The organism is Streptomyces sp. NPDC057136 (assembly GCF_042670885.1).
In the GTDB taxonomy this organism is placed as follows: domain Bacteria; phylum Actinomycetota; class Actinomycetes; order Streptomycetales; family Streptomycetaceae; genus Streptomyces.
On the sequence record NZ_JBHUUV010000055.1, the window covers coordinates 15149 to 37047 of the forward strand.

Below are 21899 nucleotides of genomic sequence, written 5' to 3' on the forward strand. Positions count from 1 at the left end.
CGCGGGAGCGCGGCGTCGTCGATGCCCGCCCCTAGTATCTCCGTTCCCGGGCACGATCCGAACAGGAGGGGCGGACACAGCTGTGGAATTCACCATGGGCGGACGGCTGGAGGTCCGCATCACCCCCGCTGACGTGGGAAAACGCGTATCTGTGCGGAGGCGGTCAGCCACCTCCGACGTGGGCTCGAAGTTCACCGACGCGGTCGGGGTTCTCACATCATGGAACAATCATGTGCTGTCGATCACACCGAAGAGTGGGGAAACCGTCCACATCGCGGAATCGTCTCTGGTAGCCGGCAAGGTCGTCCCGTCCGCCCCGGCCCGCCGCCGCGGCCCGGCGGCCTCGTTCGACGAGCTGGCCCGGATCACGGCCCGTGCCTGGCAGCCGGTGGAGAGCGAACCGCTGGGCGACTGGCGGCTGCGCGCCGCGAACGGATTCACCCGGCGCGCCAACTCCGTGCTCCCGCTGGGCGACCCCGGCCTTCCGCTCGACGAGGCGCTCGATCGTGTCCGTCAGTGGTACGGGGTGCGTGGGCTGCCCGCGTACATCCAGACCGCGACCGGCGCCGAGGGCACGCAGGAGCTGCTGTGCGCGGAACTGGAGCGGCTCGGCTGGCAGCGCGAGGTGTCCGCCGAGGTACGCGTGGCGGCGCTGGCGCCGATCGGTGACCGGGACGCGGACACCGGGCAGGTACGGCTGAGCCGCGAGATCGACGCGGCGTGGATGTCCCGGTACCAGCGCTTCGACACGCCGGGGCCCGAGGTGCTCGCGGTCCTGAACAGCGGGCCGTCCGTGTGGTTCGCATCCGTGCCGGGAGACGCGGGGAGCGGCACCCCGGCGGCGATCGGCCGGTGTGTGGTGGACGGGCGCTGGGCCGGCTTCATGGCGGTCGAGGTGGGTCCGGAGCAGCGGCGCCGGGGTCTCGCCACGGCCGTGATGACCGCGCTGGCCCGCAAGGCCCTGGACGAGGGGGCGTCGGCGGCCTGGCTCCAGGTGGAGACGGACAACGGCGCGGCCGGTGCGCTGTACGACGGCATGGGTTTCGCCGCCCACCACCGCTACCACCACTTCCGTTCGGCGTAGCGGGGTACGGGCCGGATATGAGCGCTCAGGAATGGGACGAGGACGGACGCCGACGGCAGTTCGCCGACGAGGCACGTGCCGAACGGCCGGACCTCGCACTGCTGTGCCTGCTGCTGGGCGCGGAGGCGGTCCCCGCGGCATCGGCGGACACTACGGGCCCGGACCCGTACGGCGTCGACGCGGCGCAGATCGAACTGGACCGGCTGGCCGGACTGCTGCCCTACGGGGCGCGGGATGCCCGCTCCTGGGCCTCGGTGCTCGCCGAACTGCTCGGCGAGCGCTGCGGCTTCGCCGGCTCGGCACACGACTACCAGCGGCTGGAGTCCTCGCTGCTCCAGCAGGTGCTGCGGCGGCGGCGCGGGCTGCCGATCCTGCTTTCGGTGGTCTGGATCGAGGTCGCCAGGCGGGCGGGCACACCGGTGTACGGGGTGGCGCTGCCCGGCCATTTCGTGGTCGGTTTCGGTGATCCGGAGGAACGGGTGCTGGCCGACCCGTTCGCCGGTGGTGCGCCGTTGAGCGGGCAGGACGCGGAGCTGCTGGTGGCCGGGGCGACCGGAGCGCCGCTGGAGCCGTCGATGCTGGTGCCCGCCAGGCCGCTGGAGATCGTGCTGCGGATTCTGAACAACGTCCGGGCCTGGTCGGCGGCCCGCCCCGAGCGCACGGACGTGGCGCTGTGGGCACTCGAACTGTCGCTGCTGCTGCCCTCCCATCCGGCGAGGCTGCGCTACGAACGCGCCCAGCTCCTCGTACAGCGCGGGGAGTTCCTGCGCGGGGCGGCGGAGATGGACGCGTACGCGGAGGTCGTCGAGGCAATCGAACCGGCGACGGCGGACGCGGTCCGGCGCCGCGCCAACGCGGCCAGGGCGCGGCTGAACTAGGGCGTCGGCGGGGACGGGTGCCCAGGACGTCAGCGGGCCCGGTGCACGATGGCCCCGCCGACCACCACCGTCTCGGCGACCGTGCCCGGGATGTCCTCGGGGGCGGCTCGCAGGATGTCGCGGGACAGCACCACGAAGTCGGCGAGCTTGCCGACCGTCAGCGAGCCCCTCTCCTCCTCCAGGAAGTTGGCGTACGCGGAGCCCATCGTGTAGCCGTGCACGGCCGTCTCCACGTCGACCGTCTCGCCCGGCTGCCATGCTTCCCCGCCGTCGAGGGGGCGCCGTGTGACAGCGGTGTAGATGCCGACCATCGGGTCCATCTCGGCGACGTTCCAGTCGCTGGAGAAGGCAAGGACCGTGCCGGCTTCGTGCAGACTGCGCATCGGCCATGCCTTGTGCCAGCGGTCCGGCCCGACGTTCTCCGCCCAGTCCTGGCCCGGTCCGGCGATTTCCGGTGCGCAGTGCCTCGGCTGCATGCAGGCGACCACGCCCAGCTCCGCGAAGCGCGGTACGTCGGCGGGGTCGAGGCACTCGACGTGGACGACCTGGTGGCGTGCGTCGCGCGGGCCGTTGACCGTACGGGCGTGCTCGACGGCGTCCAGGACCGTACGGATGCCTCGGTCCCCCGTCGCGTGCACGAAGCACTGGAAGCCGCGTGCGTCCAGCCCGGCGAGCAGTCCGGCGAACTCCTCGGCCGGGTAGAAGGTCTCGCCCCGGTGGTGGCCACAGCCCGCGTAGGGCTCCAGCAGCGCGGCGGTGCGGGGCTCGACGACGTCGTCGATGTAGAGCTTCAGAGGGCCGACCCTCAGCCGGTCGCCGTCGAACCGTCGTGCGGCGTCCGCGAAGTCTTCGAGGTCCGCGGCGGTGGTGCCGCGCGGGTGGAAGAGCGCGGCGACGATCCGGGACCGCAGTCGGCCCTCGGCCCGGGCCCGCTCGAAGAGGGCGAGGTCGTCGAGGGAGTTCTGCGGCTCGACGACCGTCGTGATGCCGTACCCGATCGCGTCGTCGAGGCTCTTGGTCAGGCGCCCGTACTGGCGGTCGGGGGCGGCCCACGGCACACCGAGCTCGCGCAGCGCCCTGTGTCCGTCGCGGGAGAGTCCCTTGACCGCGAAGTCCTTGACGAAACCGGTGGGTTCACCGGTGACCGGGTCGGTTTCCGCCTCGCCGAAGGGAAGGCTCGTACGGCCCCTGGCGATGCCGAGGCGGCGCAGGGCGGCGGTGTTCAGCCAGGCGGTGTGCACGTCGTAGCTGAGAACGAAGGCAGGGGTGTCGCCGGTGACGGGGTCCAGATCGGCCGCCCGGGGCATCCGGCCGCCGGGAATCGCCGAATAGTCGAACGCCTCGGCCTCGATCCACTCGGCGTCCGGGTGGGCCGCGTGCCAGGTACGGATTCGCTCGTGGATGCCGTCGAGGGTCCGTACTCCGGCGAGCTGCACGCAGGCCGCGTCGGAGCCGAGGCGGACGTGGTTGTGGGCGTCGATGAATCCGGGCAGGACCAGCCGCCCGCCTGCGTCGATCAGCTCCGTGTCCGGGCCCGTCCAGTCGGCCGCGCCGGTGTCGGGACCGAGCCAGACGATCCGGCCGTGGAGGACGGCGAGGGCCTGCGCCTCGGGCAGCGCGGGGTCGACAGTATGGATTCGGGCACCGGTCAGGACCAGGTCGGCGGGGGTGGTGGGGGCGGTGCGGTTCATCGGGGTTCGGGCTCCAGTGGTGGTACGGGTGTTTCGGGGGCGGAGATGTCAGGCGGGCCGGACGGCTGTGCCGCGGCGGGCGAGCGCCCAGTGGACGAGCCCGGAGACGACCGCGCCGAGCAGGGTGAGGTCGGCGCCGCCGAGCGGGGCGACCAGCGGGCCCGTCCAGAGCTCCGAGTCGCAGGTGAGTGCGGCGAAGACCATGCCGGCGAGGAGGGCGGTCATGCCCGCCGGGCGGTAGCCGGAGCGGTACCAGTACGCGCCCTCGCGCCCGGCGTGCAGTGCCTCGGTGTCGTACCGGCAGCGGCGCAGCAGCATGTCGGCGAGGAAGACACCGCCCCAGGGGGCGAAGACGATGATCAGCAGGGACAGGAAGGACAGCAGCGACGCGGTGAAGTCGGTGAGGAACAGGGCCCCCAGGGAGCCGAGCGCCGTGACGGCGGCACTGATGACGATGGCCTTCGCCCGGCTCCAGGGAATGCCGAGGACCTGGAGGTTGAGGCTCGACGAGTAGAGCGTGATGATCGAGTTGGTGACGGAGCCGCCGAGGACGAGAGCCAGGAAGAGCGGCTGGAACCAGCCGGGCAGCAGCGCTTCGGCTCCTGCGACCGCGTCGGTCATGTCCGTCTGCGTGGCGGCGGCGACACCCGCGATGCCGAGGGCGACCGAGGAGAGGAAGCCGCCGAGCGCGCCGCTCCAGGTGATCGAGCGCAGCGAGGTGGTGCGCGGCAGGTAGCGGGTGTAGTCGGCGGGCATCGGCAGGTACGAGAACGGGCCGGCCAGCATCACGACGAAGGCCAGGCTCCAGCCGGAGGCCCCGGGGGCGGCCGACGGGGCGGCGGTGTCCGCGCCGGGCAGGACGTAGACCAGCACGGCGGCGAAGCCGATGGCCAGGACGTAGGCCATCCAGCGTTCGGCGAACTGCACGGTCGCATGCCCCCACATGGCCACGACGAAGGTCAGGGCGAGGGTGATGAGCAGGGCGAGGGCGCGTGCGGTGTCACCGCCGTGCCAGCCGAGGTCGGCGAAGAAGACTTCGAGTGCGAGGGTGCCGACGACCGTGTTGACGATGGTGTAGCCGATGCTCACCACCCAGTTGAGCACTCCGGCGGGGAAGTTGCCGCGGACGCCGAAGGCGGCACGGGAGATGACGAGGGTGGCGGTGCCGGTGCGGATACCGCTGAGGCCGGCCGCGCTGATGGCGAAGAAGGCCAGGCCGCTGACGACCACGACGGCGGTGGCCTGCCAGAAGGAGAGGCCGAAGGCGACGGCGAGGGCGCCGTTGATCACGTAGGTGAAGGTGAGGTTGGAGCCGAACCAGAGCCAGAAGAGGTCCTTGGCACTGCCGTGCCGTTCCTCGTCCGGGATGGGATCGATGCCGTGCTTCTCGACCCGGAACACCTCGTCGCTCGCGACTGCGGTGCCCGTGGTGCCGGCCGTGCCGGCCGTGCCGGTGGTTGTCCGTGGCTCGATCATGCGCCTCGCCCCTCCCTTGTAACCTTGAATGACGTTCAAACAACTTGAACGGCATTCAAGATGCGCTGTGTCCGCCCGGACGTCAAGACCTCCGGCGGGAATCCGCGCGGACGGGCGGATAAGGTCGGGCGGAGACGGAGGACGTCGGGGACGAAGGGCGAAGCGGGTGGCGGGAGCGGCACGACGGCGCGACGGGCACATCGCCCAGGAGCGGATGCTCGAGGAGGCCATGACGGCCATCGCCGAGGACGGCCTGGGGGCACTGACCATGTCCGCCCTCGCCGAGCGGCTGGGCACCAGCGGCGGCCACATCCTGTACTACTTCGGCAGCAAGGACCGGCTGCTGCTGGAAGCCCTGCGCTGGAGCGAGGCCGCGCTCACCGAGGAGCGCAAGGCCCTGCTGTCCCGCCGGGTGACGGCGGAGCGCAAGCTCGACCTGTTCCTGGAGCTGTACCTGCCCCGCGGGCCGCGCGATCCGCGCTGGACCCTGTGGATCGAACTCTGGGCGCGCATCCCGGCGAGCGAACCGCTGCGCCGGGCCCAGGAGGAGATGGACCGGGCCTGGCAGGAGGACCTGGAGGCGTTGCTCACCAAGGGGGTGGCCCGGTCCACGTTCTCGGCCGCCCTGGACGTCCCGTCCCGCGCGTCCGAACTGCTGGCGCTGCTGGACGGCTTGAGCACCCGAGTGGTCCTGGGGCAGCGTGAGTCCGACCGTGGCAGAGCCCTGGCCTCGGCGCGCTCGGCAGCGGCCCGCCTGGTCGAACGCGCCTGAGAACGAAGCCAGTCGGAGACCGAGAGGACCATGTATGCCGCACTACCGCGAGTTGAAGTTCCGGGCCGTCACCACGCTCCAGAGGCGCGTCGTCAATCCGCTCTCCACCCGGCTGCCGGCGCAGTGTCTCCTGGAGACGACGGGGCGGAAGTCCGGACTGCCCCGGCGCACGCCGGTCGGCGGACGCCGCGTCGCGCAAGCCTTCTGGATCGTCTCGGAGTTCGGCGAGAAGGCGCAGTACGTGCGGAACATCCAGGCGGACCCGCGGGTCCGGGTCCGGATCGGAGGGCGGTGGCACACGGGCACCGCCCAGCTTCTTGCGCAGGACGATCCCCGGGCGAGGCTCCGGAGGCTGCCGCTGTTCAACAGCGCGGTGGTCCGGGCGGTCGGGACGAATCTGCTGACGGTCCGGATCGACCTCGACGACTGACCGGGGCGGAGGAGGGAGTCGACACGGAGCGTATGGGGTCTCCCCTGCTCGAGCGGAGCCGAGAGCTCGGGGGAGTGCGTGCCAGGGCGTGGCCGCCCGGTCCGAGGCCACCCGACAGGCTCTGAGACGGGTGGAGTCGTCCGGGCAGGCCCTAAACGCCCTGCCCGGCCTCCGCGCGACGCAGGGCGAACGAGCTTCCCGGAGCGGCGTGTTCGACCCGGCCGTCGTAGGACGTCTCCGCGCGTGACACCGCGTCCCCGGGAGTCATGCCAGGGCCGACGTGGGTCACCACGAGCCGGTGCGCGCCCGCGCGGTGTGCGGTCTCCCCGGCCTCCTCGGGGGTGTGGTGCACCGGCGGCTCGTCGGCCGCCGCGGTGCTGCTGTCCGCCTCGCACAGCAGCACGTCGCATCCGGTGGCCAGTGCGACCAGGGACGCGCAGGGTGCCGTGTCTCCCGAGTAGACGAGCACGCCGCCCCCGTCCACGCCCTTGTCCTCGATACGTACGGCGAAGGCGGGCATGCCGTGGACGACCTCGGCACTGGTGAGTTCGAGGGGGCCGACGCGCACCCGGTGCCCGTCGTGCAGTTCGTGCACGTCGAAGGCCGACTCGATGGGGCTGCGCCGGGCGGAGTTGGTGAGGAAGTGCGCCAGCCGGTCGGCGATGCCGGGCGGACCGTACAGCGGGATGGGCGCGGGGAGGCGGATGCCGGAGTAGAGCGCGGCGTAGAAGGCGGTGAGCAGGTCGGCGGTGTGGTCCGCGTGCAGATGCGAGATCCAGATGGCGTCCAGCTGCTCGAACGCGATGTGCCGTTGGAGCTCGGCCAGCGTTCCCGTGCCCGCGTCCATCCACACATGCGTGTCCCCGGCGGAGAGCAGATAGCCGGAACAGGCGTTGTCGGCGCCCGGGAAGGGCGTCGCGCTGCCCAGGACGGTGAGGCGAGGTTCGTTGCCGGTCATCGGCGGATTGTACGCACGGCCGTTGAGCCCGAAGTCCCTGCATACCCTCCGGCCCCGATGCGCCCATGGCGTGCCCATATGGCTAAAGTCATGTGCTTGTTCGAATCTGGGGCACTGCGGAGGGGGAGGACGTGTATACGCAACTCAGAGAGAAGGCCACGGAGTTGGCCAATGTCCTGTGGCGGGAGCACACCGTGTACCGGGAGCGGGGCGGGGGCTTCGTCATTCGCGGTGAGCACGTGCAGCGCTGGATCAGCCTCGCACCCACCGGGGGGCGGAACGAGGCCCTTGTCCGGGTCGGCCGCATCCTCGAAGGCGGGACGACCGCTCCGGCGCGCTCGGAGCAGATCGTGAGCCTCGACTCCGGGACGAGCGAACTGGCCGCGACCTGCCGCCGGTTGCTGGCCGACGCCGCCGCCGAGCCGAGCCGCCCGTCCCGGGATCGGGCCGCCGGGCCGGGCCGGAGCGGAAGCAAGGGGCGCAAGCCGCGGAAGGCCCGGAAGACTCGGCACACGAGCTTCACTTCCTGGGTCGTCATCGTCTGCATCGTCGGCGTCGTGGGTGTCTTCGCCTACGCCTCCACGACCCAGTAGCCCGGGCTCCCCCCGCTCCCGGCCGGCGCGGCCCGGGGTGCGGTGGGGCCCGGGTCAGACCACGCAGAACTCGTGACCTTCCGGGTCCGCCATTTCCACATGGTCGGGCCTGCCCTGCATCTCGTGCTCGCGGATCACCGTCGCCCCGGCGGCCGTCAGCCGCTCGACCGCCGCGACCACTCGCGGCCACCGCACCTCCCACGGCGTCTCACGGCCGCCTCCAGCCTGCACGTCCAGGTGCAGGCGGTTCTTCACCACCTTCGCTTCCGGCACCTTCAGGAAGGACATGCCGGGGCCCGTCCCGTCCGGATCGGACAGGTAGGCCCCGTCGTCCCATTCGTCTTCCGGGACCTCGTGGTGGGCGAACCAGGCGTTCCAGTCGGCGAACCCGGCCGGCGGGGGCTTCTCGACGTAGCCCAGGGCCAGCGCCCAGAACCTGGCCAGCTCGGCCGGGCGGGCGCAGTCGATCGTCAGACTCCACTTGGTCGACACGGGATCCTCCTTCTCGGGATGCGGACCAGGAAGGGTGCCACACCCGTGGCACGACGGCGCCCCCGGCCGGAATTCCGGCCGGGGGCGCTCGTACGGGTGCTGCGGGGACCGGTCAGCCGTTGCCGGTCAGATTGATCGTGACGGTCCGCTCGGCGTCCGTCCTGCCGGCCAGGGCGGTCTTCATGGCCTGCGCCACGTCGTCCGCACCGACCTGGTGCTTCTTGCCGTCGGCCTTGACGGCCATGACGCCGTCGAAGACGCCGTCGAGCAGCGTGTCGATCGCCTGCTTGTCGTAGTAGTCGACCAGCCTGCCGTCGACCGCCTTCATCGACAGGATCTGCGGCAGGGACCGCGCCGGGCCGAACTGGATCTCCTTGGGTCCGGCCTTGATGGTGATGAGGCCGGACATCGCGGGCTTGGCGAACTCCTTCATCGCCCGGTTCAGTTCGGCCTGGGTGATGCTGGGTTCACGGGCGGCGACAGGCAGTTCGACGACGCCCGCCGTACCGGTCTGGACCTGGGCGCGGTAGGCGTCGCGTACGGAGATCAGCGACTGGTTGACGTCCAGCGCCTTGCCGGTCTTGCCGGGGACCGCGACGGCCTTGTTCGGCTGGAACTTGATCGTGCCGTCCTGTGCCGTACCGGAGATGCCCGCCAGGTCGGTCAGCGCGACGCCGAGCTTCTCCTCGTCGACGGGGATCACCGGGTCGGCCGGGCGCTCTCCGCCGAAGAGGGAGCCGATCACCGAGACCGGGTTGTAGTCGCTGCCCGCTGCCTCGCGGACGGTCTCCTGGCTGTCCAGGGTGAGGCCGGCCTTCTGCGGGACGAGCTTCTCCGTCTTGCCGTCGACGGACAGCTGGAGGGGGGCCGTGGCCCGCTCGCCGAGCGCCGCGTCCAGCTTGGTGACCGCTTCCTCCTTCGTCCCGCCGCCGATGTCGACGCCGAGGACCGTGGTGCCCTTGGGCACCTCGGAGTGGTTCAGCAGCAGCCCTGCGCCGTACGCGACACCGGCCAGGACGACGACGCCCGCGCCGAGCAGGACCAGCTTGGAGCGGCCCTTCTTCGCGGGTGCGGCGGCTTTCGGGGCGGGACGGGGTGCGGGAGTCGGCGCCATGGCGCCGGGGCCCGCTGGTCCGCTGCCCATCGCCGCGTCGGTCCGTGCGCCCAGTCCGCCGGGGCCGGGTGCGAACGGCGAGCGGGAGTCCGTCGGGACGACGGGGATGCCGCTGGTCAGCGTGTCACCGGAGACATGGCCGCCGGGTCCGGGCTCGGGGGCCGGCGGCTGCGGCGTCAGGATCGCCGTGTCGTCGGACATCCGCGGCGGTACGCCACCGGGGCCGGGCGGGAACGCCGAGCGGGGGCCCGCCGGACCGCCGGGAGCTCCGGGGCCGGGGCCCATGCCGTGGATCCCGTCGAGGTTCGGTGTGAGGGACGAGCTGCCGGTGACGGGGCCGGTCGTGGGGCCCGCCGGACCCGGCGTACGCACGCCGAGGTTCGGCGTGGACCGCGGGCCGCCCGGAGCACCGGGACCGCCCTGACCGCCCGCGCCGCCCGGCGTCTCGGCGCCGAGCCCGTCGAGGGCGCTGCCGCCGGGGCGGGGAGCGCCCTGGTCGCCCGCGCGCTGCGGGGCATCCGAGAAGTACGGCAGGTCGGCGCGCGGCGGGGTCGCGGAACCGGAGCCGGAGCCCTCGGCGGGTGTGCCGGACGAGGCGGCCACCGACGTGGTCGTCGGGGCCTTGCGCGGCGCGAACCAGTCGCTGCCGCTCTTCTCCCTGGCCGGCTTGTCGGCGGGCGGCTCGGCAGCGCCGCCGTCCCGTCCGTCCGCGCCCGGACCGCTCCCGCCGCCGTTCGCGGCTGAGGCGGACGGCGTGGCCGCGCCCGGGCGCGGTGTGCTGCCCGTGCGCGCGGCGTCCGGACGGCCGCCGGACGTGTCGCCGCCACCCATCGGCGTACGCATCACGACAGGCGGGATGGGACGCGAGCCGGGGATGTTGATCCGGATGCGCGTCGTCAGCGTCGTCTCGGTTCTGGGTTCCTCGGGCCGCGGCGGGTCGGCAGGTTCCGGAGTCGCCTCCGGACCGTCCTGCGACGGGTGCAGCGACGGATACTGGCGGGATCCGTACGGCGGCGTGCCCGACGGATACGCGGCTCCACCGCGCCCCTGGGGCCCGGAGGACGAACTGTCAGTTTCACGACTCAAAGCAGGTTCTCCCGATTGGCTCCGCCGCCCGTACTTCCCCCATGCCGCAGGCCAGGGGACGGCTCGGCGCGCGCACCACCATACTGGCCGACGCCACCGGACACTCCGCCACCGGGGGAAACCTCCACCTAGGCATCACACCTGCGGGGGGCATTCCGGGATCGGACGTGGCACATCAGGGGCCAGGTCGGCCCGTGTTGGTGGCTGATTGAGGCAGTCGCGACGTGGTGGCGCACATCACAGCGACAGCCATCCCGCCGAGCAGGAAAAGAGCCAGGCCGAGTTCGTCGCCGAAGACGTAGTCGCCCTCGGGGCGGCCGCTGAGCAGGAGGACCACCGCGATGAGCCAGCCCACGGCCGGGGCCAGCGCGCCGAGCTGCGTTCCCACCAGCACCCGGCCGCCGTAGAAGAGCCCGGCGCAGGCGGCGAGCGCGATCAGCAAACCGCCGGGGAACCAGGCGGCTTGGACGAGGGTGCCCGCGAGTGCGACGAGGGCGCCGAGGACCGCGAGGCCGACGTAGCCGGCGATCCGGGCGGGGTTCATCGGCGCCGCGAGACCGGTGGGCGCGGGGCTCCTGGGCGGTGCGTTGGTACGCGGGGACTGCGAGGAGGCCCGTGGGTGCCTGCTGTTCATGCCTGTGCTCCCGGGGTGCCTGTCGCTTCCGGCACGCCGGCGAAGAGGTCGCGCTCGCGTCCGTCGTCACCGCGTGCCGCGGTGCCGCGGACCAACTGGTAGTACTCGGTGGTGAAGACGGGCTGCCCGAGGTCGTTCGAAAGAGCGAAGAAGGGGCCGTCCACGGCAACCTGGGTGGCGTGGGCCCGCATCGCGGCCGTCTTCGCGCCGGCGAAGGGCGAGCCGTCGATCTCGGTGCTGATCAGCGTCTCGTCGACCACGCCGGGCACGTCGTCGACGGCCGCGATTCCCGGGAAGGCGCCGGGGGCTTCGGCCCGCAGCCGGGCGAAGCCGTCTTCCACGACGGCGCGCGGTACGCGGTTCCAGTAGATCTTCGCGATCGCGTGCGGGGCGCCGGAGGCCGGGCGGTACGCGGGGTCGGCGGCCAGGTCCGCGGCGCGCATCGCGACGCGGTGGGCCTGGATGTGGTCGGGGTGCCCGTAGCCGCCGTCGGGGTCGTACGTGACGAGGACCTGGGGGCGCACCGAGCGGATGACCTCGACGAGATGTCCGGCGGCCTCGTCCACCGGGGTGTCCCAGAAGGCGCCCGGGCGGTGGTTCTGTCCGGTGCCCATCATCCCGGAGTCGCGGTACCGGCCGGGGCCGCCCAGAAAGCGATGGTCGGTGACCCCGAGCTCGCGCATCGCGGCGGCCAGTTCACCGATGCGGTAGGCGCCCAGGGTGTCGTCCCGGTCGGCGGCGAGGTGAGCGAGCTCCGGCGGGATGACCTCGCCCTCCTCGCCGAGTGTGCACGTCACCAGGGTGACGTGGGCGCCCTCGGCCGCGTACCTGGCCATGGTGGCGCCGTTGTTGATCGACTCGTCGTCGGGGTGCGCGTGCACCAGGAGCAGACGGCGGGCGGGAAGGTCCTTCATGGGGACCACCCTACGAGCCGCCGACTTTGCGTACGGACTGCCCCACGGGTCAGAACTCGATGCTCCCGATCATGCCTGCCACGTTCGAGGTCACCTCCGAGATGGTGGGGGCGATCGACGAGCTGGCGAGATAGAACCCGAGCAACATGCAGACCACCGCATGTCCGCCCTTCAGTCCGGATTTCCGGACCAGCAGGAAGACGACGATCGCCAGCAGCACCACCGCCGAAATCGAGAGTGCCACGGCGGTTCACCTCCATCAGTACGGTCGGGACGGGCAGCACACATGGAGCCAGCAGGTTCTTACCCACCGAGCGCTACGGATCATAACTATCCGTGGCAACGCATTGTTCGGGGCACAGCAGCACGAGGGGCGCACGGACCAGCACTGCGAGCGCCCGGAACCTCTAAGTTCGAGGCCATGACCTCGCAGAAGCTGTCCTTCCCCCGTCAGCACGCACGGACTCAGCGATTCACTCTGGGCGCCCCCCGCGCATTCACCGTCTCACCGGACGGGACGCGGGTGATCTTCCTGCGCTCGGCCTCCGGCACCGACCGGACGAACCGGCTCTGGGTGCTCGACCCCTCGACCGGTGAGGAGCGGGTCGCGGCCGATCCCGAGGCGCTGCTGGGCGGTTCGGCGGAGAAGCTGTCGCCGCAGGAGCGGGCCCGCCGCGAGCGGAGCCGGGAGGGCTCGGCGGGCATCGTCGGCTACGCGGTGGACGGGGCGGCGGAGTTGGCGGCGTTCGCGCTCTCCGGGAAGGTGTACGTGGCCGAGCTGCGGGCCGGGACGGCGCGGGCGCTGCCGGTGCCCGGTCCGGTGATCGACCCCCGGCCCTCCCCCGACGGCCGTCACATCGCCTACGTCACACGCGGCGTGCTGCGGGTCGTGGGGGCGGAGGGCGACGGGGACCGGGCGGTCGCCGAGCCGGAGGACGCGCACGTCTCGTACGGCCTGGCGGAGTTCGTCGCTGCCGAGGAGATGCAGCGCTCCCGGGGCTTCTGGTGGTCGCCGGATTCGGACCGACTGCTGGTCGCCCGGGTCGACGACAGTGCCGTACAGCGCTGGTGGATCGCCGATCCCGCGCACCCCGGCCGCAAGCCCGCCGAGACGGCGTACCCGGCGGCGGGGTCGGCCAACGCGGAGGTGCGGCTCTTCGTCATGGATCTGGACGGGGCCCGCACGGAGGTGGTGTGGGACCGGGTCCGCTATCCGTATCTGGCCGAGGTGCACTGGTCGTCCGCGGGCGCTCCGCTGCTTCTTGTGCAGGCTCGTGACCAGCGCAGTCAGCTGCACCTGGCCGTCGACGCGGAGAGCGGCGCGACGCGCACGGTGCATGTCGACGAGGACGAGGTGTGGCTGGATCTGTTCCCCGGGGTGCCCGCGTGGGCGCCGGACGGCCGGCTCGTGCGGATCGCCGACGAGGGCGGGGCGCGGGTGCTCGCGGTCGGCGACCGGCCGTTGACCGGGGCGCAGTTGCACATTCAGGCGGTGCTGGACATCGGGGAGTCGGACGTCCTGGTCGCGGCGACGGCGGGCGAGGAGGCCGCCGACCCGGAGACCGGGCAGAGCCATGTGTACCGCGTCAACGAGCTCGGTATCGAACGACTTTCCGAGGGGGCGGGTGTACACACCGCGGTCCGTTCGGGCGGGGTGACCGTGCTCGTCTCGGCGTCCCCGGAACGGCCCGGCTGGTCCGCGCAGGTGCTGCGGGACGGCAAGCGGACCGGCACGGTGGCGACGTATGCGGAGGAACCGGTTCTCTCGGCGAAGGTGCAGCTCACCGAGGGGGGCGCACGGCGGATTCCGTGCGCCGTGCTCCTCCCCACGGGATACAAGGAGTCGGACGGTCCGCTTCCGGTTCTGATGGACCCGTACGGCGGGCCGCACGGCCGCCGGGTGGTCGCCGCGCACAACGCCCACCTCACCTCCCAGTGGTTCGCGGACCAGGGCTTCGCCGTGGTCGTCGCGGACGGCCGGGGCGCACCTGGCCGGTCGCCCGGCTGGGAGAAGGCGATCAGGGACAACTTCCCGCTCACCCTCGACGACCAGATCGAGGCCCTGCACGCGCTCGCCGAGCGCTTCCCGCTGGACCTCTCCAAGGTCGCGATGCGCGGCTGGTCGTACGGTGGCTATCTCTCGGCGCTCGCGGTGCTGCGGCGCCCCGACGTCTTCCACGCGGCCATCGCCGGCGCCCCGGTGACCGACTGGCGGCTGTACGACACCCACTACACCGAGCGCTATCTCGGCGACCCCGCCGAGCAGCCCGGGGTGTACGCCCACAACGCCCTGACGACCGACGAGGGGCTGTCCGAACCCGCGGAGCAGGTACGGCCATTGATGATCGTCCACGGCCTCGCCGACGACAACGTGGTGGTCGCGCACACCCTGCGGCTGTCGTCGGCGCTGCTGTCGGCGGGGCGGCCCCACGAGGTGCTGCCGCTGAGCGGGGTGACGCACATGACCCCGCAGGAGCAGGTCGCCGAGAATCTGCTGCTGCTCCAGGTCGACTTCCTCAAGCGGTCGCTGGGGCTGACCGGCGCGTAGGGGTTCTCACCAGCCGGGCGGCGGGGACGAGGGCGGCGGCGGCCCGAAACCGCCGCCCTGGGGATAGCCGTAACCGGGTCCCTGCCCAGGAGCCCCGCCCTGCGGGTAGCCGTAGCCGGGTGCCCCGCCCTGCGGATAGCCGTAACCCTGCTGCGGGCCGGCGGGGACGTCCTCGAAGCCCCTGCGGGCCAGGGCGATCAGCGAGGCGGCCCCGGCGACGGCCAGGAAGCACCAGGAGAGCATGGTGAGCTGGAGCTCGGTCCCCAGCTCACCGAAGTTCTCCAGGAGATGGTGGTGCAGCGCACGGGCGATGCCGAGCGAGCCGGCTGTCAGTACGAATCCGGCCACGATCACGCCGAGGGTCCGGGAGTGCACCGCGTGGGCCAGCGCACTGACCGCCACGACCAGGCAGAGCAGGGCGACCGTCGCATTGGTCCAGCCGGGCGGGGCGTCGGTCAGCTCCATGCGGATGCCCGGCCCGCCGATGAACCAGTCCGGGTAGACGCTGGAGGGATACGTGAGCAGCTGACGGATCTCCCAGGCGATCATCACCGCACCGGCCGCGCCCAGCATCAGGAAGGCGACGGCGGAGGCACCCGGGCCCGGCCTGGTGGGCCTCGGCTCGTAGAAATCCACCGGCTGCCCGCGGCCGGCCGCTCCGGTGACGACGAGAGCGAGCGCGGCAGCCAGCGCCACGAACGTACCGATCAGCGCCCTGGTGCGGAGCTCGTCCGCGTACCGCCCGTCCATCCAGGACGCACCGACGCCCCAGACCCCGGGCAGCCGGAGCAGGAGGGTGACGAGACCGGTGGCGACGAGCGCCGACGCGGCCACCGACGAACGCAGGGCCGCGACCGCGGCGAAGACGTACACAGTGCACAGGACGAGATCGCTCTGCGAGGTGGCGGGCAGCGCGTCCGGGCGCGCGTCGGCGTAACCCGCCCAGTACCGCAGCAGATCGAGTGGTTCACTGACGGCCCTGACGTCCCGCACGACCCAGCCCACGACCATCAGCGCGAGCACGGAACAGAGGACGGTCCCGGTGATTCTCGCGCCCCGTGTGAGTGTCACCCCAGCGATACTCCACCGCGGTCCGGCATCGAACAAGAGGGCCGGGGGAACGGGTAACCGGCTGGGGCGACGTGACGTCACCCCAGCCGGTTCACGGCACCCGCACGGCCGTACGCTGTTCATCATGGAGCGTTCGTATATCGGTGCGGCGACAGCCAAGTTGCCCCTGTGTAAACGAAGTTCATGGGCTTTTATGACTGGATGTCGCCCGGTGCATCCGGGTCCCGCGAGGGCCGCTTCCTGACCGCCGTGCCCGGCGCCTCCACCTCCGGCCCCGGCCCCTGCCCCTGCGGCGTGTCCCGCTGCCCCTCCGAAGGCACCACGTGCCTCTCCTCCGCGAAGTGGCACGCGGAGTCGTGGCTCGCCGGGCTCTCCGCCAGCCGGAAGGTCGCCGGGACGGCCAGCAGCGGCACTTCCAGCTCGCACCGCTCCTGCGCCTTCCAGCAGCGGGTACGGAAGCGGCAGCCCGACGGCGGGTTGGCCGGTGAGGGCACATCGCCGTGCAGGATGATCCGCTCGCGGTACTCGCGCGCCATCGGGTCCGGCACCGGCACGGCGGACAGCAGCGCCTGGGTGTACGGATGCGTGGGGTGCTCGTAGATCTGCTCGTCGGTGCCGATCTCCACGATCCGGCCGAGGTACATCACACCGACCCGGTCGGAGATGTGCCGGACGATCGACAGGTCGTGCGCGATGAACACGAAGCTCAGGTTGAACTCGCTCTGGAGACTGTCCAGCAGGTTCACGACCTGGGCCTGGACCGATACGTCGAGCGCGGAGACCGGCTCGTCGGCGACGATGATCTCCGGGTTGAGCGCGAGGCCGCGGGCGATGCCGATGCGCTGGCGCTGACCGCCGGAGAACTGGTGCGGATAGCGGTTGATGTACTCCGGGTTGAGACCCACGACGTCCAGGAGGTCCTGCACCTTCTGGCGCCGGCTGCCCTTGGGTGCCACCTCGGGATGGATCTCGTACGGCTCGCCGATGATGTCGCCGACCGTCATACGCGGGTTCAGCGAGGTGTACGGATCCTGGAACACCATCTGGATGTTGCGGCGCACCGCCTTCAGCGCACGCCCCGACAGCTTGGTGATGTCCTCGCCCTTGTACCGGATCGCGCCCGCCGTCGGCCGCTCCAGATGCACCAGCATCCTCGCGACGGTCGACTTGCCGCAGCCGGACTCCCCCACGATGCCGAGCGTCTCGCCCGCCGCCAGATCGAAGGAGACACCGTCGACCGCCTTGACGGCGCCGATCTGCTTCTTGATCAGGATGCCCTGGGTCAGTGGGTAGTGCTTGACGAGGTCGCGGACCTCCAGGATCGGGTCGCCGTTCGCGAACGGCGACCCCTCCCGCTCCTTGGACAGCAGGGTGGCGGCCTCCTCGCCCTCCTCGCGGGCTTCCTTCCGTCCGCCGGAGTGATCAGCGTTCATCGAGCGTCTCCTTCCAGAAGTGGCAGGCGCTCTGGCGGTCCTCGGACACCCTGTACAGCGGCGGCACGTCCGTGCGGCACACGTCCTGGGCCATCGGGCAGCGGGGGTTGAAGGCACAGCCGGGCGGGATGTGCAGCAGGTTGGGCGGCAGGCCCTTGATCGCGTACAGCTCCCCGCCCTTCTGGTCCAGGCGCGGGATCGACCGCAGCAGGCCCTTGGTGTACGGGTGGGCCGGGGCCTTGTAGATGTCGTGGACGGGCGAGGTCTCGACGATCCGGCCCGCGTACATCACGGCGATCTTGTCGGCGACGTCCGCGACGACACCCAGGTCGTGCGTGATCAGGATCAGACCCATGTTCAGCTCGCGCTGGAGCTCAGCGAGCAGGTCCATGACCTGTGCCTGCACCGTCACGTCCAGGGCCGTGGTCGGCTCGTCCGCGATGATCAGGGAGGGCTCCAGCGCCAGCGCCATGGCGATCATGATGCGCTGGCGCATACCGCCGGAGAACTGGTGCGGATAGTTGCCCACCCGCTCCTTGGCCGCCGGGATGCGGACCCGGTCCATCAGCTCGACCGACTTCGTCCTGGCGTCCTTGCGGGACATGCCGCGGTGCACGACGAACATCTCGCCGAGCTGCGCCCCCACGGTCAGTACCGGGTTCAGCGAGGACAGCGCGTCCTGGAAGATCATGGCCATCTCCTGGCCGCGGATCTTGCGCCGCTCCTCCTTCTTGAGCTTCAGCAGATCGCGGTCCTTGAAGAGGATCTCCCCTCCGCTGATCTTCCCGGGCGGCATGTCCAGGATGCCCATGACGGCCTGCGCGGTGACCGACTTGCCGGAGCCGGACTCACCGAGGACGGCGAGCGTCTCGCCCTCGGCCACCGAGTAGTTGACCCCGTTGACGGCTTTGGCCACCCCTTCGCGGGTGTGGAACTCCACGTGCAGATCGCGCACTTCGAGCAACATGGCAGCGGACTCCTCAGCGCAGCTTGGGGTCGAGGGCGTCGCGCACCGCGTCGCCGAGCATGATGAACGCGAGCACGGTGATCGCCAGTGCTCCGGCGGGCCAGAGCAGCATGTGCGGGGCATTGCGGATGTACGGGGAGGCTTCGGAGATTTCGATGCCCCAGGAGACGGCGGGCGGCTTGAGGCCGACCCCGAGGTACGAGAGCGTCGCCTCCAGCGAGATGTACGTGCCCAGGGCGATCGTCGCGACGACGATGACCGGGGCGACGGCGTTGGGGGCGATGTGGCGCAGCATCATCCGGGAGTTGGACGCGCCGAGCGCGCGGGCCGCCTGGACGTAGTCGTTCTGTTTGGCGGTGATCACCGAGCCGCGGGCGATACGGGCGATCTGCGGCCAGCCCAGGAGCACGATGAAGCCGACCACGGGCCAGACGGTGTCGCTGGTGACCACGGAGAGGAAGACCAGGCCGCCGAGGACCACCGGGATACCGAAGAAGACATCGGTGATCCGGGACAGGAACGAGTCCCCCAAGCCGCCGAAGAACCCGGCGAGGCCGCCGAGGACACTGCCCAGCAGCGCCACACCGAGGGTGGCGCAGACGCCGACGCTCACGGAGGTCCGGGTGCCGTAGACGACACGCGTGTAGACGTCACGCCCCTGCGGGTCGAAGCCCATGGGGTGTCCGGGCTCGGCACCCTTCTGGGCGTCGTCGAGGTTGGCCTGGAGCGGGTCGCCGCTCGCGATCAGCTGAGGCCAGATCGAGATGATCACCAGGAAGATGATGACCAGCCCGGAGATGATGAAGACGGGGTTGCGGCGCAGATCGCGCCAGGCGTCGGACCAGAGGCTGTGCGGCTTGCCGGCCGGGCCCGTTCCTTCAGGACCGCCCGGGGTCTTCTCCAAGGTCTCCCCCTCCTCCAGGGCGAGGTCCATGGCCCCACCGGCTCCCGCCGGGGAGATCGCTCCGTCCTGTGACAGCGGCTCAGGCATAGCGGATCCTCGGGTCGAGTACGGCGTACAGGAGGTCGACGATCAAGTTGGCCGCCAGGAAGACGAGAACCAGGACGGTGACGAATCCGACGACCGTCTGGGAGTTCTGGCGCAGGATGCCCTGGTAGAGCTGGTATCCGACGCCGTGGATGTTGAAGATCCGCTCGGTGACGATCGCCCCGCCCATCAGGGCGCCCACGTCCGTACCGATGAAGGTGACGACGGGGATCAGCGAGTTGCGCAGCAGGTGCCGGACGACGACGCGGCGCCGGGGCAGCCCCTTGGCTACGGCGGTGCGTACGTAGTCGGCGCGGGCGTTCTCGGCGATCGAGGTCCGGGTGAGCCGGGTGACGTAGGCCAGGGAGACGGAGGCCAGGACGAGCCCGGGGATGATCAGTTCGTTCCAGGGGGCCTCCGAGGAGACGGACGGCTTGATGATCCCCCACTCGACTCCCAGCAGGAGCTGGAGCAACAGGCCGGTGACGAAGGTCGGTACGGAGATGACGACCAGGGTCAGGATGAGCACGGAGGTGTCGACGGGGCGGCCGCGGCGCAAGCCGGTCACAACACCGAGGGTGATACCGATGACGACCTCGAAGAAGATCGCGATGATGGTGAGCCGGATCGTGATCGGGAAGGCGGTCGCCATCAGTTCGGTGACCTCCTGCCCGTTGAACGCGGTGCCGAAGTCGCCCGTGAAGACGTTGCCCATGTACGTGAGGTATTGCTGCCAGACCGGCTTGTCGAGGCCGAACTCCGCGCGCAGTTGGGCGGCGGTCGCCGGGTCGCACTGGCGGTCGCCGCAGAGGCCGGCGATGGGGTCGCCCATCACGTTCACCATGAGGAAGATCAACAGCGTGGTGCCGAAGAAGACGGGGATCATCTGCAGCAGCCGCCGGATCACATAACGTCCCATGAGGGGCTCCGGGGGTCGGGGCGAACAGGCGAACAGCCGGGACTGCGAAGCCGGGCGGCCGGTGCGGGGTGCGCACCGGCCGACCCGGCCTCGTCAGCTCACTTGACCTTGATCTGGTCGTACACGGGGACGCTGAACGGGTTGAGCGAGACGTTCTCGATGCGGTCCGAGTAGCCGGCGCTGCCGTTCTGGTACCAGAGCGGGATGACCGGCATCTGCTCGACCATCACCTTCTCCGCGTCCTGGAAGGTGGAGACGGCGTCGGCCTTGTCGGTCTCGGCGTTGGCCTTGTCGACGAGGTCGTCGAACTGCTGGTCGCTCCACTTGCCGTCGTTGGACGAGGCGTTGGTGTAGTAGACGGGCTGGAGGAAGTTCTGGATCAGCGGGTAGTCCATCTGCCAGCCGGCTCGCCAGGCGCTCGTCAGTTTCTGCTGGGAGACCTGGCTGCGGAAGTCGGCGAAGGTGCCGACGGGGCTTCCGACGCACGCCTTGTTGTTGCCCATGACGTTGTTGATGCTGTTGCAGACGGCGTCGACCCACTCCTTGTGCGAGCCGGTGTCCGCGTTGTACGAGATCTTGAGCTGGCCGCCGGGGATGCCGCCGTTGTCGTCGATCAACTTCTTGGCCGCGGCCTTGTCGTACTCGCACGGCGAGCCGCACAGACCCTTCTTGAAGCCGCCCTCTTCACCGAGGACCGGGGAGGTCCAGTCGGAGGCGGGGGTGCGGGTCTTCTGGAAGATCTGGTCGGTGATCTGCTCGCGGTTGATCGCCATCGACAGACCCTGGCGCACCTTGGCGGCCTCCGGGGTGTCCCACTCCGCCTCGTAGAACGGGAAGGCGAGGGTCTGGATGATGCCGGCAGGGGTGTTGATGTAGCGGCCGCCGAGGTCGGCCTTGACGTTCTTCAGCTGCGAGGCGGGCACGTCGTCGACGAGGTCGAGGTTTCCGGCCGTCAGGTCGGTGTAGGCGGTGTTGTTGTCGGTGTAGACCTTGAGGTCGATGCCACCGTTCTGCGCCTTGTCGTCGCCCGGGTAGTCGTCCCACTTGCGCAGGTTCATCGCCGAGCCCTTGGTGTACTCGTCGATCGTGTACGGGCCGTTGCCGACCGGCTTGGAGAGCCAGGCGTCGTGGTCCGTGAAGAACGTCTTGGGCAGCGGAGCGAAGGCCGGGTAGCCGAGGGTGTCCGGCCAGAGCGAGAACTTCTGGGAGAGCTTGACGGTGAACGTCTGGTCGTCGACGACCTTGAGGCCGGAGAGCTTGTCCGTGGAGGCGGAACCGGACTCGGGGTGGGCCTTGTCGTAGCCGTCGATCTGGGTGAAGAAGAAGGCGTTCTTCTGGTTGTTCTTCAGCGCGGCGCCGTAGTTCCATGCGTCCACGAACGAGGCGGCGGTGATCTTCTCGCCGTTACTGAAGGTCCAGCCGTCCTTCACGGTGACCGTGAAGTTCTGGGAGTCGGTCGTCTCGATCTTCTCGGCGAGCATGTTCTGCGCCTCGCCCGTCTTCGGGTCGTACTTCTTGAGGCCCCGGAAGATCATGTCGAGAACCTTGCCGCCCTGCACCTCGTTGGTGTTCGCGGGCTCCAGCGGGTTCTGCGGGTCGCCCCAGGAGGAGCTCACGATCCCGTCGGCACCACCACCGCCACCGCTGTCGTCCCCGCCGCCACAGGCCGTCGCTGCCAGGGCGACGGCCACCGCACATGCGGCCCACTTGGCTTGTGTGGCTCCGCGCATGAAGTGCCTCCTAGAGATCCATTGAGTAACTCAATGCCCCATATCACCCCATTTGCCTTCTGGTCGCACGTTAAACAGGCCATCGGTGGAAGCCGGACAGCACAAAACCGCCGGGCGGGCT

At 70.7% G+C, this 21899-nt stretch carries 20 protein-coding genes; 6 read left to right on the forward strand and 14 right to left on the reverse strand.

The genetic code is table 11. The features are described from left to right. Positions 1 to 82 precede the first annotated feature (82 nt). The gene (locus tag ACFT7S_RS35890; protein ID WP_382739798.1) at positions 83 to 1084 is read left to right on the forward strand and encodes a GNAT family N-acetyltransferase; all 1002 of its coding nucleotides are present in this window, start codon (positions 83 to 85) and stop codon (positions 1082 to 1084) included. 17 nt (positions 1085 to 1101) lie between these two features. Continuing rightward, a complete protein-coding gene (locus ACFT7S_RS35895) occupies positions 1102 to 1962 on the forward strand; it encodes a transglutaminase-like domain-containing protein (RefSeq protein ID WP_382739801.1) in 861 nt (286 codons plus the stop codon). Between the two features lie 29 nt (positions 1963 to 1991). Here the strand turns inward: ACFT7S_RS35895 and ACFT7S_RS35900 are convergent, their stop codons facing one another. Both ACFT7S_RS35900 and ACFT7S_RS35905 read right to left on the reverse strand, forming a co-directional pair. Next, a complete protein-coding gene (locus ACFT7S_RS35900; protein ID WP_382739804.1) occupies positions 1992 to 3653 on the reverse strand; it encodes an amidohydrolase in 1662 nt (553 codons plus the stop codon). 48 nt (positions 3654 to 3701) lie between these two features. Next, complete coding sequence (locus ACFT7S_RS35905; protein ID WP_382739807.1) at positions 3702 to 5129, reverse strand: purine-cytosine permease family protein; 1428 nt, start codon at positions 5127 to 5129, stop codon at positions 3702 to 3704. A gap of 166 nt (positions 5130 to 5295) precedes the next feature. Between ACFT7S_RS35905 and ACFT7S_RS35910 the strand changes: the two genes are divergently transcribed. Both ACFT7S_RS35910 and ACFT7S_RS35915 read left to right on the forward strand, forming a co-directional pair. Continuing rightward, a complete protein-coding gene (locus ACFT7S_RS35910; protein ID WP_382739810.1) occupies positions 5296 to 5901 on the forward strand; it encodes a TetR/AcrR family transcriptional regulator in 606 nt (201 codons plus the stop codon). Between the two features lie 34 nt (positions 5902 to 5935). Next, positions 5936 to 6331: a nitroreductase/quinone reductase family protein gene (locus ACFT7S_RS35915; protein WP_382739813.1), complete on the forward strand. Its 396-nt coding sequence runs from the start codon at positions 5936 to 5938 to the stop codon at positions 6329 to 6331. Positions 6332 to 6482: 151 nt separating this feature from the next. Here the strand turns inward: ACFT7S_RS35915 and ACFT7S_RS35920 are convergent, their stop codons facing one another. Continuing rightward, positions 6483 to 7289 carry an MBL fold metallo-hydrolase gene (locus ACFT7S_RS35920; RefSeq protein ID WP_382739816.1) on the reverse strand — a complete coding sequence of 269 codons (807 nt, stop codon included), beginning with the start codon at positions 7287 to 7289 and terminating at the stop codon, positions 6483 to 6485. Between the two features lie 131 nt (positions 7290 to 7420). Between ACFT7S_RS35920 and ACFT7S_RS35925 the strand changes: the two genes are divergently transcribed. Then, complete coding sequence (locus tag ACFT7S_RS35925) at positions 7421 to 7882, forward strand: hypothetical protein (protein WP_382739819.1); 462 nt, start codon at positions 7421 to 7423, stop codon at positions 7880 to 7882. A 54-nt stretch (positions 7883 to 7936) separates the two neighbouring features. On the opposite strand, the gene ACFT7S_RS35930 is transcribed toward ACFT7S_RS35925, so the two are convergent. The 5 genes from ACFT7S_RS35930 to ACFT7S_RS35950 form a co-directional block, all read right to left on the reverse strand. Then, positions 7937 to 8374, reverse strand: coding sequence for a VOC family protein (locus tag ACFT7S_RS35930; RefSeq protein ID WP_382739822.1), 438 nt, complete (start codon positions 8372 to 8374; stop codon positions 7937 to 7939). Positions 8375 to 8486: 112 nt separating this feature from the next. After that, positions 8487 to 10574: a hypothetical protein gene (locus ACFT7S_RS35935; RefSeq protein ID WP_382739825.1), complete on the reverse strand. Its 2088-nt coding sequence runs from the start codon at positions 10572 to 10574 to the stop codon at positions 8487 to 8489. Between the two features lie 175 nt (positions 10575 to 10749). Continuing rightward, positions 10750 to 11208, reverse strand: coding sequence for a DUF6113 family protein (locus ACFT7S_RS35940; RefSeq protein WP_382739828.1), 459 nt, complete (start codon positions 11206 to 11208; stop codon positions 10750 to 10752). Then, positions 11205 to 12122 carry an N-acetyl-1-D-myo-inositol-2-amino-2-deoxy-alpha-D-glucopyranoside deacetylase gene (mshB, locus tag ACFT7S_RS35945; RefSeq protein WP_382739831.1) on the reverse strand — a complete coding sequence of 306 codons (918 nt, stop codon included), beginning with the start codon at positions 12120 to 12122 and terminating at the stop codon, positions 11205 to 11207. Before mshB ends, ACFT7S_RS35940 begins: the two co-directional genes overlap by 4 nt. A gap of 49 nt (positions 12123 to 12171) precedes the next feature. Further along, positions 12172 to 12366, reverse strand: a complete 195-nt coding sequence (locus ACFT7S_RS35950; RefSeq protein ID WP_382739833.1) for a hypothetical protein — start codon at positions 12364 to 12366, stop codon at positions 12172 to 12174. 177 nt (positions 12367 to 12543) lie between these two features. On the opposite strand from ACFT7S_RS35950, the gene ACFT7S_RS35955 reads away from it, so the two are divergent. Beyond that, positions 12544 to 14670, forward strand: a complete 2127-nt coding sequence (locus tag ACFT7S_RS35955) for an alpha/beta fold hydrolase (protein WP_382739836.1) — start codon at positions 12544 to 12546, stop codon at positions 14668 to 14670. Positions 14671 to 14676: 6 nt separating this feature from the next. Here ACFT7S_RS35955 and ACFT7S_RS35960 read toward each other — a convergent pair whose 3' ends face one another. The 6 genes from ACFT7S_RS35960 to ACFT7S_RS35985 form a co-directional block, all read right to left on the reverse strand. Further along, entirely contained in the window at positions 14677 to 15741 is a 1065-nt protein-coding gene (locus ACFT7S_RS35960) for a hypothetical protein (RefSeq protein ID WP_382739839.1), read from the reverse strand. A gap of 191 nt (positions 15742 to 15932) precedes the next feature. Further along, positions 15933 to 17174, reverse strand: a complete 1242-nt coding sequence (locus tag ACFT7S_RS35965; RefSeq protein ID WP_382739842.1) for an ABC transporter ATP-binding protein — start codon at positions 17172 to 17174, stop codon at positions 15933 to 15935. Continuing rightward, positions 17164 to 18141, reverse strand: a complete 978-nt coding sequence (locus ACFT7S_RS35970) for an ABC transporter ATP-binding protein (RefSeq protein WP_382739844.1) — start codon at positions 18139 to 18141, stop codon at positions 17164 to 17166. The genes ACFT7S_RS35965 and ACFT7S_RS35970 overlap by 11 nt, the downstream gene beginning before the upstream one ends. Positions 18142 to 18154: 13 nt before the next feature. Next, positions 18155 to 19132 (reverse strand): ABC transporter permease, encoded by a 978-nt coding sequence (locus ACFT7S_RS35975; protein WP_382739847.1) that lies wholly within the window; start codon positions 19130 to 19132, stop codon positions 18155 to 18157. Further along, a complete protein-coding gene (locus ACFT7S_RS35980) occupies positions 19125 to 20048 on the reverse strand; it encodes an ABC transporter permease (protein WP_382739850.1) in 924 nt (307 codons plus the stop codon). Before ACFT7S_RS35980 ends, ACFT7S_RS35975 begins: the two co-directional genes overlap by 8 nt. 98 nt (positions 20049 to 20146) lie before the next feature. Beyond that, positions 20147 to 21778 carry an ABC transporter substrate-binding protein gene (locus tag ACFT7S_RS35985; protein WP_382739853.1) on the reverse strand — a complete coding sequence of 544 codons (1632 nt, stop codon included), beginning with the start codon at positions 21776 to 21778 and terminating at the stop codon, positions 20147 to 20149. Between the last annotated feature and the right edge of the window lie 121 nt (positions 21779 to 21899).